This window comes from Streptococcus uberis (assembly GCF_900475595.1).
Taxonomy (GTDB): Bacteria; Bacillota; Bacilli; order Lactobacillales; family Streptococcaceae; genus Streptococcus; species Streptococcus uberis.
On sequence record NZ_LS483397.1, the window covers coordinates 1,464,174 to 1,478,658 of the forward strand.

Annotated in this window: 9 protein-coding genes, 7 tRNA genes and 2 rRNA genes; 4 read left to right on the forward strand and 14 right to left on the reverse strand. The window is 39.7% G+C overall.

Annotation, left to right across the window (positions count from 1 at the left end; translation table 11 throughout):
- Positions 1 to 14: 14 nt before the first annotated feature.
- The gene (locus DQM95_RS07505) at positions 15 to 854 is read right to left on the reverse strand and encodes a sugar phosphate isomerase/epimerase family protein (protein WP_015911686.1); all 840 of its coding nucleotides are present in this window, start codon (positions 852 to 854) and stop codon (positions 15 to 17) included.
- Between the two features lie 160 nt (positions 855 to 1,014).
- Between DQM95_RS07505 and DQM95_RS07510 the strand changes: the two genes are divergently transcribed.
- Positions 1,015 to 1,920: a LysR family transcriptional regulator gene (locus DQM95_RS07510; RefSeq protein ID WP_037593313.1), complete on the forward strand. Its 906-nt coding sequence runs from the start codon at positions 1,015 to 1,017 to the stop codon at positions 1,918 to 1,920.
- 69 nt (positions 1,921 to 1,989) lie between these two features.
- Here DQM95_RS07510 and DQM95_RS07515 read toward each other — a convergent pair whose 3' ends face one another.
- The 4 genes from DQM95_RS07515 to rlmD all read right to left on the reverse strand — a co-directional run bounded on the left by DQM95_RS07515 (position 1,990) and on the right by rlmD (position 8,452).
- Entirely contained in the window at positions 1,990 to 2,565 is a 576-nt protein-coding gene (locus tag DQM95_RS07515) for an SGNH/GDSL hydrolase family protein (RefSeq protein ID WP_037593310.1), read from the reverse strand.
- Complete coding sequence (locus tag DQM95_RS07520; protein ID WP_037593308.1) at positions 2,543 to 3,151, reverse strand: GNAT family N-acetyltransferase; 609 nt, start codon at positions 3,149 to 3,151, stop codon at positions 2,543 to 2,545. Before DQM95_RS07520 ends, DQM95_RS07515 begins: the two co-directional genes overlap by 23 nt.
- A 135-nt stretch (positions 3,152 to 3,286) precedes the next feature.
- On the reverse strand, positions 3,287 to 6,511 hold the full coding sequence (locus DQM95_RS07525; protein WP_037593305.1) for a M14 family metallopeptidase: 3,225 nt from the start codon (positions 6,509 to 6,511) through the stop codon (positions 3,287 to 3,289).
- Between the two features lie 585 nt (positions 6,512 to 7,096).
- Positions 7,097 to 8,452, reverse strand: a complete 1,356-nt coding sequence (rlmD, locus tag DQM95_RS07530; RefSeq protein WP_037593303.1) for a 23S rRNA (uracil(1939)-C(5))-methyltransferase RlmD — start codon at positions 8,450 to 8,452, stop codon at positions 7,097 to 7,099.
- A 77-nt stretch (positions 8,453 to 8,529) separates the two neighbouring features.
- Here rlmD and recX point away from each other — a divergent pair, with 77 nt between their 5' ends.
- The 3 genes from recX (at position 8,530) to DQM95_RS07545 (ending at position 10,296) form a co-directional block, all read left to right on the forward strand.
- Positions 8,530 to 9,306 carry a recombination regulator RecX gene (gene recX / locus DQM95_RS07535; protein WP_037593302.1) on the forward strand — a complete coding sequence of 259 codons (777 nt, stop codon included), beginning with the start codon at positions 8,530 to 8,532 and terminating at the stop codon, positions 9,304 to 9,306.
- An 80-nt stretch (positions 9,307 to 9,386) separates the two neighbouring features.
- Entirely contained in the window at positions 9,387 to 9,920 is a 534-nt protein-coding gene (gene ntdP, locus DQM95_RS07540; protein ID WP_015911693.1) for a nucleoside tri-diphosphate phosphatase, read from the forward strand.
- Between the two features lie 58 nt (positions 9,921 to 9,978).
- Positions 9,979 to 10,296 (forward strand): DUF960 domain-containing protein, encoded by a 318-nt coding sequence (locus DQM95_RS07545; protein WP_037593299.1) that lies wholly within the window; start codon positions 9,979 to 9,981, stop codon positions 10,294 to 10,296.
- An 80-nt stretch (positions 10,297 to 10,376) separates the two neighbouring features.
- On the opposite strand, the gene DQM95_RS07550 is transcribed toward DQM95_RS07545, so the two are convergent.
- The 9 genes from DQM95_RS07550 to DQM95_RS07590 form a co-directional block, all read right to left on the reverse strand.
- A tRNA-Glu gene (locus DQM95_RS07550) sits at positions 10,377 to 10,448 on the reverse strand.
- A gap of 16 nt (positions 10,449 to 10,464) precedes the next feature.
- Positions 10,465 to 10,538, reverse strand: a tRNA-Ile gene (locus DQM95_RS07555).
- Positions 10,539 to 10,588: 50 nt separating this feature from the next.
- Positions 10,589 to 10,661, reverse strand: a tRNA-Thr gene (locus DQM95_RS07560).
- 10 nt (positions 10,662 to 10,671) lie between these two features.
- A tRNA-Leu gene (locus DQM95_RS07565) sits at positions 10,672 to 10,753 on the reverse strand.
- Positions 10,754 to 10,758: 5 nt separating this feature from the next.
- Positions 10,759 to 10,831 (reverse strand) — tRNA-Lys (locus DQM95_RS07570).
- A gap of 72 nt (positions 10,832 to 10,903) precedes the next feature.
- Positions 10,904 to 10,976 (reverse strand) — tRNA-Asp (locus DQM95_RS07575).
- Between the two features lie 18 nt (positions 10,977 to 10,994).
- Positions 10,995 to 11,067, reverse strand: a tRNA-Val gene (locus DQM95_RS07580).
- Positions 11,068 to 11,082: 15 nt separating this feature from the next.
- Positions 11,083 to 11,198 (reverse strand): 5S ribosomal RNA (gene rrf / locus DQM95_RS07585).
- 202 nt (positions 11,199 to 11,400) lie between these two features.
- Positions 11,401 to 14,301: ribosomal RNA gene (locus DQM95_RS07590) — 23S ribosomal RNA — on the reverse strand.
- Positions 14,302 to 14,485: the final 184 nt, after the last annotated feature.

Genomic DNA, 14,485 nt, shown 5'->3' on the forward strand with positions numbered 1-14,485 from the left:
AAATGTACAAACTTTTATTCTGGCAATTGATCTGGCCATGCCTCTTCAAGCACTTTTACCGTATGCTTAAAGGTATGTTCACTCGCATAATCAAGGCCTTGAGCTAAAATAGCATCTGAAATAACCTCTACACCAATAACCTTAGGAGAAATGCCCGCATCTTTGATCATCTTCACAAAACCAGCAGTATCCTTAGCCCCTGTTCCTGGAGCCAGACGGTCGTGCATGGATTCGTCTCGAAGAATAGCTGACGCGTAAGGACGTTCATAAGCATCATTGATTTGAATAGAGATTACTTTAGCGGCTTGCTGAGCTGTTAGCTTTCTATAAGGTTGATCCGCCCGAACCCAGTGCCATGTGTCAAGAATTAACATAGCATTCTCACAGCCAGAGGCTTCCACAACAGCGTAAGCTTTATCAAAATCAGGTAAACCACTGTATGGCATTGGTTCAACACCAATGATAAGATCACCAGCACGACCACAAAGTTCTTTCAATTTTTGTGCAGTATACTCAATGGAGTAATTCTCCATTAAACCACAATTAATATGACCGACATTGAAAAGACGACACATATGGAAACACATTTGTTCCTTATATTTCTGCTCATAAGAACGCTTCTCTTCAGCCCACTGAACAATATACTCTACTTCGGTAACAGCTATGTCATATTTAGCTAAAATATCCAAAATATCTTGGTCTGTTAAGCCCTCATTCAAGGCATCTACATAGGTTTCAGCTCGTAGTCCAATGCCCTCATAACCGGCCGCTTTTGCAGCTTTTACCCGATCTTCAAATAAACACGTTTCTCCGAGAGTCCAGGAACTTATCGTAATTGGTGATTGTTTTGACATCTTCAGTCCTCCTGAAAGTTTGTTAATTATTTAACATTCATTTTACACCTTCATTATAAGTTAAACATTTCACAAAATCCAATTGATTTTTGTAAGGCTTTCCATAGATAAAATTTATGGTTTATGATATGATTAAATAACTAAGCTATGGAGATAGATGATGAATTTACAACATTTAAGGTATTTTATTACACTTGCCAATTTAGAGCATTACACAAAAGCAGCTGAGCAATTACACATTACCCAACCTACTCTAAGCCATGCAATCTCTATGATTGAAGCTGAACTAGGTATGCCTCTTTTTGAAAAAAAAGGTCGAAATATTAGTCTGACAAGCAATGGTCGACAGTTTGCAAAGGACATTCAAAAAGCTATAAAAATAATTGATAACAGCGTGTCTTCTTTGCAAGCTATCAATCAAAATTCCTACGACATCAACATTGCTTTGCTTCGAATTTTAAGTCATCGCATCATTCCAAATCTGACTAGACAATTTTTAACTGAAAATCCACAATCACCTGCAAATTTCGTCTTTTATAATGATAGTGGTATGTCGGAAGACCTTTTAAAAGGGATGATCGACGGAAAGTATGATCTGGCTTTTTGTTCCAAATTGGAAAACTTTCCACAAGTTACCTACATTCCTATAGCTGTTCAAGATATGGTGCTTGTTGTTCCCAAAGGACACCCTTTGAAAGCTTTAAAAGAGGTCACCTTGGAAGATACTCTTCCCTATTCTCAAATTTGGTTCTCTAAAAAGAGTGGTGTACGCCCTATCATAGAAAGCTTTTATGAAAACTTTAAAGATCAAGTTAATGTGACCTTTGAAGTGGAAGAAGACGAAACCATTGCTGGATTAGTATCGCAAAACTTCGGTATTGCTATCCTCCCTAAAATGGATTTTTTAAAAACCATTGATGTTGATATCATTGACATTGATCAATTAAAAAATGCGCGCTACTATTATATGGCCTATCTTAATACCATTACACAACCACCTGCTATAAAGGCATTTATTGATTATGTCACCAAACATTATCATATTGAACAAATGAGCCAATCCTAAGGATTGGCTCATTTTTAATGCTGTCAAGCGACAAAAGCTGTCAGAAAATGGAATGATGACACCAACTGTTCATCGTAAAGCTTGATAAATGGTTTTGGCTAAAATCTGATAACCCAATTGTCCGAAATGAAGGCCATCATCTTTAATTCCTTTTAAAATATCCTCCAAGGAATGTTCTGGTGTCACGGCATCTCGAAAAGCTTGATTGAGATTTAGTGAACGACACCCCTTTTCCTCACATACTCTTTTGATGATACTACCATACTGGTCGATTCGTTCATTTGTCCGTTTTACTTGTTTTGCTTCATCAACTGGTGGCGGTAAGAGAAAATGTATCCTTTGATGAGAATAACGTGTTTCAAAAATATCAATTAAGGTTTTTAAATTCTTTTCAAATTCCTTTGGACTAATATCTCGGTCACTAGCTAAATCATTAGTCCCAACAAGTACAAAAAGGTAATCCGAATCTTTATCTAAAATAATATCTTTATAGCGAACTAATAAATCTCTAGTGGTATTACCAGAAATAGCCGAATTTTGCACGCGAAGAAGAGGATCCTTCTGATGTAAAATGAGATTAACCATTGGTTGTTTGGCCGTCTCATGTCTGGCCATTAAACTATCACCTGTGACATGTATTTTCATCTGATTCCTCCTTTTGATGCAAATCTAAGATGTCATGAATGGATTTTGGTAGTGTCACTTGTCTTGTGTGTTCCCCAATCATTTTTTCCATCCATATCATATCAAACCAATGTTGGAACTTATATCCTGAATGATGAAATGTTCCTACCTTCTTAAAACCTAATTTTTCATGAAAGTGTTGACTGGCTTGGGTAAGATAGGGCGTTTCAATGCTGGAACTTGCAAGACAAGCATTAAGATTTAAAAATCCCATTTGTCTGAGATATGATTCTAGGCTTTGGTAAAGCTGTTGACCTATTCCTCGCCCTCTGCAAGATTCTTCTAAATAAATACTGACTTCGCAGGACCATGCATAGGCAGTTCTTGGATGAAAAGGTGCCACATAGGCATAGCCCAAAATCACACCCGATTCTTCGGCCACCAGAAAAGGATAGCGGGATTGGATGTCTTTCATTCGATTTTTGAAGTTCTCAAAACTGGGAATGTCATAATCGAAAGTAATTGCCGTTTTTTCGACATAGGGTTTATAGATGTTTAGCACTGCATTTGCATCACTTTCCTTTGCTATTCGAATCGTAACTACCATATTTATCCTCTCTTGTCATTTTAGTATAAAAGAAAAAAAAGTCCATGTCAAAAATTCACAAATATCTTATTTACGTCAAAAAGAAGCTAGTATTGAAAATACTAACTTCTTGTCATCTTGTTACTTTTTAAACTACTAGTCTTCCTCACGGCGTTTAAGCGCAGCAAATAATCCCCCACTTGCAACCAATAATCCAGTTACCCAGAAGAGTTTGCTGTCATCTTTGTGACTGCCATCAGCTAATGCTGGCAAGCTATTTTGACTAGCTGTCCCATCAACTTCCTTATTAGCCACTTGTTGATAAACTGCCACTGTTTGACCATTATGGTTAAACCTTACAACTTGTGTTTCAGAGTCAGTTGGAATAGTACATTGACCTTCAATGAAGCTGGTTAAGTTTGTTCCAAAAATAGCATTACTTACCCAACGGTAGAAATTAATGGTATGAGTCTTATTCACTGGATTTCCAGCGAAGATAAACATTGGTTGTCCTTGATAAAGACCACTAATAGCAACAGTTTTATTAGCTAGCCCTTCATGATTTGGCCACCATCCAGAAACATAGAAATCACTTGCAGAAATATTGGCTAGTGTCATAAATCCTGTTGGGACTCCTTCAATCCAAGAACCTGAGTTAGAATAGTATAAAGAATTTGCTGCATAGCCACTTGTGTAAGGACTATTGGCATCTAGAGAGATTTTCATAAGTCCTTCATAGCTTGATCCATCGCTTTCGCTAGTCATGGCAGCATCAAAACCTGTCAAGATACCCAAACTTTCTAACTTAGCCATTGCAGAGCCACCTAAAATGATAACAGGTTTTTTACCTAAAATACTTGCGTCAAATTGATCATTGTCTAACACGATAACATCAGCCTGATCTACTGAAGAAACCACATCAAATCCCATTTGATTTAGTGCAAGACTGACTTCTGATGGTGAATTAAATCCTAAATAGAGGTTTGGGTTTCCAGGTGCATATACTTTGATAGCTTTCAAAGTGTCACCAACTGGTTTCATACAGGTTGCTTGAGCAAATAATGGGTATGTACCAATGACACTTTCATAAGTGGCTTTATCCATAACATATCCATCATTGGTCAAATAAACATTTTTTCCTGCACGGATAGCAGCATTGACAGCTTGGACTGCTGCAAGTGAATTATTTGAAACAATATAGTATTCTTTATCACTAGGCGCGGTTCTTGGGGCACTTGTTAAAGTAACTGCTCCAAGATTTCCAGCAAATAAACTATCAGCGTAAATGGCATCTGCTTTAAAGCCACGCATTGCAGGGAAATTCATCACTAATTCTGCATACATAGCTGGCCATTCAGATTCATTTGCTCCTTTGTACAGAACATGGTTAGCAAATCCTCTTTTAGCTTGTGCCATGTCAATGACTAAATCACCTTTATGATAACCAGCAACATCCGCTGTTAATTCATTTAAAATGACACCATTTCTTCTGAAATAATCAATCATCTTGAAAGCTTGGTCAGTATCACTTTCAGTTGATAATGTCATTGGAATCACATAATAATCTGGGAAGAAGGTATCGTGACCATCTTTAATTCTTCCTTTCACGGAGCCGTCTACTGTAAGCAATGCTTCTTCAGCGGCAGCCACTTCTGCTTTGTGGATACCACGAGAAAAGAAGGTTAACTTATTTTTCATTAGCTGGTCACTATTTGCCAAGTCATAATTAATACCTGCTAAGACTGCGAAGTAGCCCGCATTATAGGATTCTTGGTTGGTTTCTGGAATTTCAATGGTATGTCCTAAGATACCTTGATACAATCCATAAACAGCTGTGTATCCTGAGAAGGAGTCATCCCATCCTGAACCATAATCAAATTTTGGTATGATGTAGCTGTCGTAAACAGAGTTTGTGATGCCGGCATTTCCCATTTCTCGTGCACCTTCAACGAGACTTGCATCAAATAAATCATACTCAAAGTTAGGATCATGTGGTGGTGTACATGGTTCAATCAAGAATTCTTTAACAAAGCCATGCACGTCAAAAATTGAAATAGGATTCCACTTATTAATTTGTTCAACAATGGCACGGGTTTCTGGATTGGTTTGATAGCCAGTATCTCGGTTTGGATCTAATCCATTATTAAGAGCGCGTGTATTGGCAATGTCCCCATCAGGATTTTCTGTGAAGTTGAAAAGTAGGATGACTTTGTCTAAGAGAGCTTTGATATCAATTTGTACTGTTGTTGGATTATTAGAGGCATCAACAGTTTGATAATTAATGACTGACTCTGTTGCAAAGGTTTTGAAAAGACCGCGAACAACATCAATTCCAGGTTGTTCATCAGCATGGGTATTATTGATTAAGATAGGGAGTTTATAATCAAATTTTCCTTGTGCCAAGAGATTCAATGCTTGGTCAGGATCCATCAACATCATTGGGGTTGTTTGATTTAAATAGGTATCTAAGCTAGCTTGATCTTTAGCTACAATTCCCATTTTAATAGCATTTCCTAAAGCACTTTGACCGATTGTTTCTATTGTTACCAAACGGTCTGTTGCATGATTAGCTTCAATAGCATTTAATTCATTTAGCAGTTCCTCATGTGTCATGTAATCAGCATAAGGTCGTAGAATCAATTCTTTGGTGACAATGGTAAGACCATCTTCACTGATCCCTTTAAGTGTATAGGAACCCATATAATCACGGTAAGTACGTCTGATATTGTTTGGCCAACGTAGACTTAAATCTGTTCCAAAAAGTGGCGGAATTTCAATTTGAACACTACTATTATTTGGACTAGTTGATGTAACTGTATAACTTGGAGATCCAGTAAAATCACCGGTTTGCATATTATAGGTTTGATCAGGATAATTTTCAATCGTCCAGGTCATTGGAGTTGCTGGATTTACTGTTGTATTTATGGTCACTTGATTGACCTTATCCATGTAAATTTCTTGGCTTGCTAGGGTTTCCGTTTGACTTGTTGGGCTAGCAATTGCTGCTTTATTTAAGGTTACGGGAATAGGTTCTGTAGTCGTGTCAGATGAAGTTGTTGAAGTGTTGGTATCTGTTGGACTAGTTGTATTAGATGGATTGCTTGTATCTGTAATTGGAGCTGAATTGAGATTACTATCTGTAGTCGTTACCGGGCTTGCAATGGAATCTGCAGCAACCGCAGTAGCAGAAACATCCGTATTTGTCAGCGGTGAAACTGTTGTGACGTTTGGTGCAGTTAAAGACGTGTTTGTAGCAGTTACCACTTCTTCTGCACTAACCTGTTGTGCAAAAACGAATGCGGCTAATATGAAGCATGAAGCTGATAGTCCTTTAATCACTTTATCAGCATAGGTAGAATGACTAGAACGATTTTTAGTCATGTTTTCTCCTCCTTTTTATGAGAGTTTACCACTCTCTCTTTGATGGTTACATTTTCATTCTAGCATAGTCATTTTAGTGTTGCAAGCGCTTTCAGTTTGTTGATTCGTTGTTTTTTTCGAAAATCTTTAATGATTAGTTCGTTTTATGCTCATTTTTTTCTCTAAATATGGCTTTTCTTTTTAAAAATTTGTAAATATGCTATCTTTTTTGTATCTTTATTCCAAAATAAAAAATAGCACAAAAGTGCTATTTTACAATAAAATGATAAATTCATCTCATAGAGCCTTCATTTTTTATTAAAGAAGACTGATCATGTCACTAAGCGTTTTTAACATCTGATGTGCGACCTCAATCGATTATTTGCGGTGGAGTTTCACTACTGCCTCTGTTCGTGCCGTATGCGGGAGTGTCATTGTCCTGTGGACAATGACAGCAGGAGCTCTGCTTTTTTTTAAGAGCGACCTCAATCGATTATTTGCGGCGGAGTTTCACTACTGCCTCTGTTCGTGCCGTATGCGGGAGTGTCATTGTCCTGTGGACAATGACAGCAGGAGCTCTGCTTTTTTAAGAGCGACCTCAATCGATTATTTGCGGCGGAGTTTCACTACTGCCTCTGTTCGTGCCGTATGCGGAAACATATCTACCGATTGAATATAGTCAACTGTATATACTTTAGAGAGTTCTACAAGATCTCTAGCCAAAGTAGAGGTATTGCAGGACACATAAACCACTTTTTCCGGTTGATAGGTCATTATCGTCTCAATCAGTTTTTTATCTAATCCCGTACGCGGTGGGTCAACAATGATAGCATCTGCTCTGTAGCCATCTTGATACCATTTGGGAATAATGTCTTCGGCTTTTCCACATTCGTAGTAAGTGTTCTCAAATCCCATATCCTGAGCATTCTTTTTGGCATCTTCAATGGCTTCAGGAATAATGTCCATTCCTCTTATGCTTTTTACTTTTTTAGCAAAGGCAAAACCAATTGTTCCCACACCACAATAGGCATCAATGATATGATCTGATTCCGATACTTCCAGCGCTTCAACAACTTGAGCATACAAAACTGACGTTTGCTTTGGGTTTAATTGGTAAAAAGCCCTCGGCGATAAGGCAAAATGATAATCTAAGACTTCTTCTTCTATCGTATCCTGTCCCCAGATGATTTCTGTTTTGTCTCCATAAAGCTCACTGCTTTTTGACCTGTTGATATTTAAGGCGACTGTTTTTATTTCTGGATAGGTTTTTGTCATGTCTAAGATGATAGGTGCCAGATGGACTTCTTTACTCGTGATAAAAATGATTTGAAGGGTTTGACTTGCAATGGCTTTACGTATCATGATTGTTCGTAAGCCTTCTATTTTTCGTTCATTATAAATTGGAATTTTATACTGATCTAAGAGTTGCGTAATATGGTTAACGATTTCTTGTGTTGATTGATCTTGAACTAAACAATTATCAATCGGTATGAGACGATGACTCCCTTCAGCATATAAACCTGCAACAACTTTTCCGGAAAACGATCTTGTCTGAAATTGTAATTTTGCACGATAATGCCAAGGGTTATCCATTCCTATGGTGTTTCTTATTTGATACTGTTCGTATCCTTTGGGTTTAAATTTTTTCAAAGCTTGTCTGATGACATCCTCTTTAAAGATAAGTTGTTGAGGATAAGCGAGGTGCATAATTTGACAGCCACCACAACTGTCAAAAATGGGGCATTGTGGGACAACCCTATTTTTTGAGGCCTTGTTAATTTTTAATAGCTTTGCCTCAGCAAAATTGCGTTTTACAGACGTAATTTGACAAAAAATTTCCTCGCCTTTTAGTGCTCCAGGAACAAAAATTAAGGTTTTCTGATAAAAACCAATTCCCTCACCGTTAATCCCCATCCGTTTTATTTTTAAAGGAATCTTTTGTTTTTCTTTTAAAATAACCATGTTTTTCCTATTCTATTCATTCTTTTTATGATGGCTTATAACTTCTATTCTATCATTTATTTGATATAATGATTACTATGAAAATACAAAAAATTGAAAAGAAAAAAAGACTCTATTTACTTGAATGTGACAATGGTGACTCACTTTATGTGACTGAAGACACTATTGTACACTTTATGTTAAGTAAGGGAATGGAAATTAGTCCGGAACAGCTGGAATCCATCAAACAATTTGCGCAATTTTCATACGGAAAAAACCTAGCCCTCTATTACATCTCTTTTCAAGTAAGAACCCAAAAACAGGTTTATGATTATTTGAAAAAACATGACCTTGAAAATACAATTATTCAGAAAATTATAGAAGAACTGATAAAAGAAAACTGGATTAACGATCAGAAATATGTGGAAAGCTTTTTACGCCAGAACATGACTAATGGTGACAAGGGACCTCAACTGATCAAACAAAAATTGATGCAAAAAGGCATCTCTGATAAAATCATTGAAAAGGCCATTTCTGAAGTTGACTTCTATCCAATTGCTGAAAAAGTAGCTTTAAAAATGATTAGTCGTTATCAAGATAAGCTTCCTCGGAAAGCTCTGCAAGATAAGTTAACTCAGTTACTTATCAACAAAGGTCTCTCCTATGATCTGGTTAAGGCTGTTAACGGTATCCTCAGCATCGAGACGGATCAGGAAAACACTCTTTCCTTGTTAGAAAAAGAAGCGGATAAGCAGCTCCGCAAATTATCCAAAAGATATGAAGGCTATGCCTTAAGGCAAAAACTATTTCAGGCACTCTATCGAAAGGGTTATGACAGCGATGACATACAATCTCTCCTTTCAGAAATCTTATAAGTCACTCTTAAGGAGTGATTTTATTTTACATTTATGTTAAAATATTCATGATAAGTTTAATTGTAGAAAGTTGGTAGGTCATGAAATTACCTAAAGAAGGCGACTTTATTACAATTCAAAGTTATAAGCATGATGGTAGTTTACACCGTACTTGGCGTGATACTATGGTACTAAAAACAACTGAAAATGCACTGATTGGCGTTAATGATCATACACTTGTAACTGAAAATGATGGTAGACGTTGGGTCACTCGAGAACCTGCAATTGTCTATTTTCATAAAAAATATTGGTTCAATATCATTGCAATGATAAGAGACAATGGCGTTTCCTACTATTGCAACTTAGCTAGTCCATACGTCCTTGATGGGGAAGCTTTAAAATATATCGATTACGATTTAGATGTTAAAGTTTTTTCTGATGGAGAAAAAAGACTACTTGATGTTGATGAATATGAGGTTCATAAAGTGAAAATGGCCTATCCATCAGACATTGATTACATTTTAAAAGAAAATGTAAAAGTTTTAGTTGATTGGATCAAACATAAAAAAGGCCCTTTTTCAGAAGCCTATATTAAAATCTGGTACAAACGTTATCTTGAACTGAAGAATCGTTAATAGAGTCTGGCACTCCTTTGGGAGTGTTTTACTTATTATTGGAAAGGATGAGATCCTTATGGCATTTCAAAATACAAAGGGACGATATGCAAGTTTCGGAGTAGCAACAAGTATTTCTCCAGAAATTATTGATAGCTTCTGGAGAATTATTGATGATTACTTAAAAGGTGTTTTCCCATTAGATAATGTATTAATTTTTAGAATTCTAAAAAATAAGGAAAATAAAGTTTCCATTGAATATTCAAACCGACAAAAATCATTACGAATTGTATTTGACTTTTTATTTCAATATGATCCATTCCTACCTAAAACAGTCTATATTTTGGATAATAAAGGGATTGAGACAATACTTTTGAGTCATGAAATTTCATTATAAGAAAAGCAAGAAAATCAGCATTGATTTTCTTGCTTTTTGAATAAAAAAAGTTCTTCACTTAAAATGAAGAACAAAACATATAGTCCGTACGGGATTCGAACCCGTGTTACCGCCGTGAAAAGGCGGTGTCTTAACCCCTTGACCAACGGACCATAATATTAGTTTTAATGGGCACGAGTGGACTCGAACCACCGACCTCACGCTTATCAGGCGTGCGCTCTAACCACCTGAGCTACGCGCCCAAGCATATTCGCTTGGAATGAAAGATTATGCTTAATAATTTAAAAAGCAATGCCGGCTACATGACTTGAACACGCGACCCTCTGATTACAAATCAGATGCTCTACCAACTGAGCTAAGCCGGCTGATTTTTTATGCGGGTTAAGGGACTTGAACCCCCACGCCGTTAAGCGCCAGATCCTAAATCTGGTGCGTCTGCCAATTCCGCCAAACCCGCCTCTATGACCCGTACTGGGCTCGAACCAGTGACCCATTGATTAAAAGTCAATTGCTCTACCAACTGAGCTAACGAGTCTTGTCATTTTACGTGAGATATAAGCTTTCCTTACATCCGCTATTTTTTTAAAAGTCCACTGAACTTTCAAAACGGTCCCGACGGGAATCGAACCCGCGATCTTCGCCGTGACAGGGCGACGTGATAACCGCTACACTACGGGACCTGTATCTTTTTAATACTATGGGAGTTAACGGGATCGAACCGCTGACCCTCTGCTTGTAAGGCAGATGCTCTCCCAGCTGAGCTAAACTCCCATTGAGTGTTCCTAAGCTAAGCAACTTCCGTATCTAACAGGGGGCAACCCCCAACTACTTCAGGCGTTCTAGGGCTTAACTACTGTGTTCGGCATGGGTACAGGTGTATCTCCTAGGCTATCGTCACTTAACTTTTCGGTTGGTCTCTAATTGTATTCGAACTAAAATCTTAGTGAAAAAGATAAACTTCCTTGTGTCTTGCGACACAGCGTCTGTTTCCTATTTTCTTACAGATTTCTTTACGTTCTCATTACTTAAGCTAACCCACTCAAAATTGAATATCTATATCTTATCAAGAAGTTGACCTCATTGTCAATAAACTTTTTATCTTTTTCGGATAAGTCCTCGAGCTATTAGTATTAGTCCGCTACATGTATCACTACACTTCCACTTCTAACCTATCTACCTGATCATCTCTCAGGGCTCTTACTGATATAAAATCATGGGAAATCTCATCTTGAGGGGGGCTTCGCACTTAGATGCTTTCAGCGCTTATCCCTTCCCTACATAGCTACCCAGCGATGCCTTTGGCAAGACAACTGGTACACCAGCGGTAAGTCCACTCTGGTCCTCTCGTACTAGGAGCAGATCCTCTCAAATTTCCTACGCCCGCGACGGATAGGGACCGAACTGTCTCACGACGTTCTGAACCCAGCTCGCGTGCCGCTTTAATGGGCGAACAGCCCAACCCTTGGGACCGACTACAGCCCCAGGATGCGACGAGCCGACATCGAGGTGCCAAACCTCCCCGTCGATGTGAACTCTTGGGGGAGATAAGCCTGTTATCCCCAGGGTAGCTTTTATCCGTTGAGCGATGGCCCTTCCATGCGGAACCACCGGATCACTAAGCCCGACTTTCGTCCCTGCTCGAGTTGTTGCTCTCGCAGTCAAGCTCCCTTATACCTTTACACTCTGCGAATGATTTCCAACCATTCTGAGGGAACCTTTGGGCGCCTCCGTTACCTTTTAGGAGGCGACCGCCCCAGTCAAACTGCCCGTCAGACACTGTCTCCGATAGGGATTACCTATCTGGGTTAGAGTAGCCATAACACAAGGGTAGTATCCCAACAACGCCTCAAACGAAACTGGCGTCCCGTTCTCGATGGCTCCTACCTATCCTGTACATGTGGTACAGATACTCAATATCAAACTGCAGTAAAGCTCCATGGGGTCTTTCCGTCCTGTCGCGGGTAACCTGCATCTTCACAGGTACTAAAATTTCACCGAGTCTCTCGTTGAGACAGTGCCCAAATCATTACGCCTTTCGTGCGGGTCGGAACTTACCCGACAAGGAATTTCGCTACCTTAGGACCGTTATAGTTACGGCCGCCGTTTACTGGGGCTTCAATTCATACCTTCGCTTACGCTAAGCACTCCTCTTAACCTTCCAGCACCGGGCAGGCGTCACCCCCTATACATCATCTTACGATTTAGCAGAGAGCTGTGTTTTTGATAAACAGTTGCTTGGGCCTATTCACTGCGGCTGTCATCGCTGACAGCACCCCTTCTCCCGAAGTTACGGGGTCATTTTGCCGAGTTCCTTAACGAGAGTTCTCTCGATCACCTGAGGCTACTCGCCTCGACTACCTGTGTCGGTTTGCGGTACGGGTAGTATGTATTTAAACGCTAGAAGCTTTTCTTGGCAGTGTGACATCACTAACTTCGCTACTTATTTTCGCTCCCCATCACAGCTCAATGTTATAGAGATAAGCATTTTACTCATCTCACACCTCACTGCTTAGACGTGCACTTCCAGTCGCACGCTTTAGTTAGCCTTCTGCGTCCCTCCATCACTATACATACTAGTACAGGAATATCAACCTGTTGGCCATCGGATACACCCTTCGGTCTCTCCTTAGGTCCCGACTAACCCAGGGCGGACGAGCCTTCCCCTGGAAACCTTAGTCTTACGGTGGACAGGATTCTCACCTGTCTTGCGCTACTCATACCGGCATTCTCACTTCTATGCGTTCCAGCACTCCTCACGGTATACCTTCTTCACACATAGAACGCTCTCCTACCATCCCCTAAGGGATCCACAGCTTCGGTAAATTGTTTTAGCCCCGGTACATTTTCGGCGCAGGGTCACTCGACTAGTGAGCTATTACGCACTCTTTGAATGAATAGCTGCTTCTAAGCTAACATCCTAGTTGTCTGTGCAACCCCACATCCTTTTCCACTTAACAATTATTTTGGGACCTTAGCTGGTGGTCTGGGCTGTTTCCCTTTCGACTACGGATCTTAGCACTCGCAGTCTGACTGCCGATTATATCTACTTGGCATTCGGAGTTTATCTGAGATTGGTAATCCGGGATGGACCCCTCACCCAAACAGTGCTCTACCTCCAAGAGACTTAACATCGACGCTAGCCCTAAAGCTATTTCGGAGAGAACCAGCTATCTCCAAGTTCGTTTGGAATTTCTCCGCTACCCACAAGTCATCCAAGCACTTTTCAACGTGCCCTGGTTCGGTCCTCCAGTGCGTTTTACCACACCTTCAACCTGCTCATGGGTAGGTCACATGGTTTCGGGTCTACAACATGATACTATGACGCCCTATTAAGACTCGGTTTCCCTACGGCTCCGTCTCTTCAACTTAACCTCGCATCATATCGTAACTCGCCGGTTCATTCTACAAAAGGCACGCTCTCACCCATTAACGGGCTCGAACTTGTTGTAGGCACACGGTTTCAGGTTCTATTTCACTCCCCTCCCGGGGTGCTTTTCACCTTTCCCTCACGGTACTGGTTCACTATCGGTCACTAGAGAGTATTTAGGGTTGGGAGATGGTCCTCCCAGATTCCGACGAGATTTCGCGTGTCTCGCCGTACTCAGGATACTGCTAGGGCTAAAGTCAATTTTAAATACGAGGCTGTTACTCTCTTTGGCTTACCTTCCCAGGTAATTCTTCTATTAACTTTATGTCCCACTTCGCAGTCCTACAACCCCGAGGAGTAAACTCCTCGGTTTGCCCTCCTGCCGTTTCGCTCGCCGCTACTAAGGCAATCGCGTTTGCTTTCTCTTCCTGCAGCTACTTAGATGTTTCAGTTCACTGCGTCTTCCTTCTCATGACCTTAACAGTCATGGATGACATGCATTACATGCCGGGTTCCCCCATTCGGACATCTCTGGATCAGCGCTTACTTACAGCTCCCCAAAGCATTTCGTCGTTAGTCACGTCCTTCTTCGGCTTCTAGTGCCAAGGCATCCACCGTGCGCCCTTATTAACTTAACCTTATTTCCAGTCCTTAGACCTTCTTGATTTTTTTTAATATGTTCGCGTTTATCTTTTTTTCGGTTTATTTCTTGTTACTTTTCTACAATCATTTTCATGATCGTGGAATTTGATATAGATATTCAATTTTCAATGGACTATACTAAGATACAATGAAACTTCACTTCTATTAAGGTCAGTTGAA

Bases quoted from the DNA above. Each gene is read 5' to 3' on its own strand.
- ntdP (WP_015911693.1), top strand. From the start codon at position 9,387: ATGAAATTACCTAAAGAAGGCGACTTTATTACAATTCAAAGTTATAAG.
- DQM95_RS07520 (WP_037593308.1), bottom strand. From the start codon at position 3,151: ATGGTAGTTACGATTCGAATAGCAAAGGAAAGTGATGCAAATGCAGTG.
- rlmD (WP_037593303.1), bottom strand. From the start codon at position 8,452: ATGGTTATTTTAAAAGAAAAACAAAAGATTCCTTTAAAAATAAAACGG.
- DQM95_RS07510 (WP_037593313.1), top strand. From the start codon at position 1,015: ATGAATTTACAACATTTAAGGTATTTTATTACACTTGCCAATTTAGAG.
- recX (WP_037593302.1), top strand. From the start codon at position 8,530: ATGAAAATACAAAAAATTGAAAAGAAAAAAAGACTCTATTTACTTGAA.
- DQM95_RS07505 (WP_015911686.1), bottom strand. From the start codon at position 854: ATGTCAAAACAATCACCAATTACGATAAGTTCCTGGACTCTCGGAGAA.
- DQM95_RS07525 (WP_037593305.1), bottom strand. From the start codon at position 6,511: ATGACTAAAAATCGTTCTAGTCATTCTACCTATGCTGATAAAGTGATT.
- DQM95_RS07515 (WP_037593310.1), bottom strand. From the start codon at position 2,565: ATGAAAATACATGTCACAGGTGATAGTTTAATGGCCAGACATGAGACG.
- DQM95_RS07545 (WP_037593299.1), top strand. From the start codon at position 9,979: ATGGCATTTCAAAATACAAAGGGACGATATGCAAGTTTCGGAGTAGCA.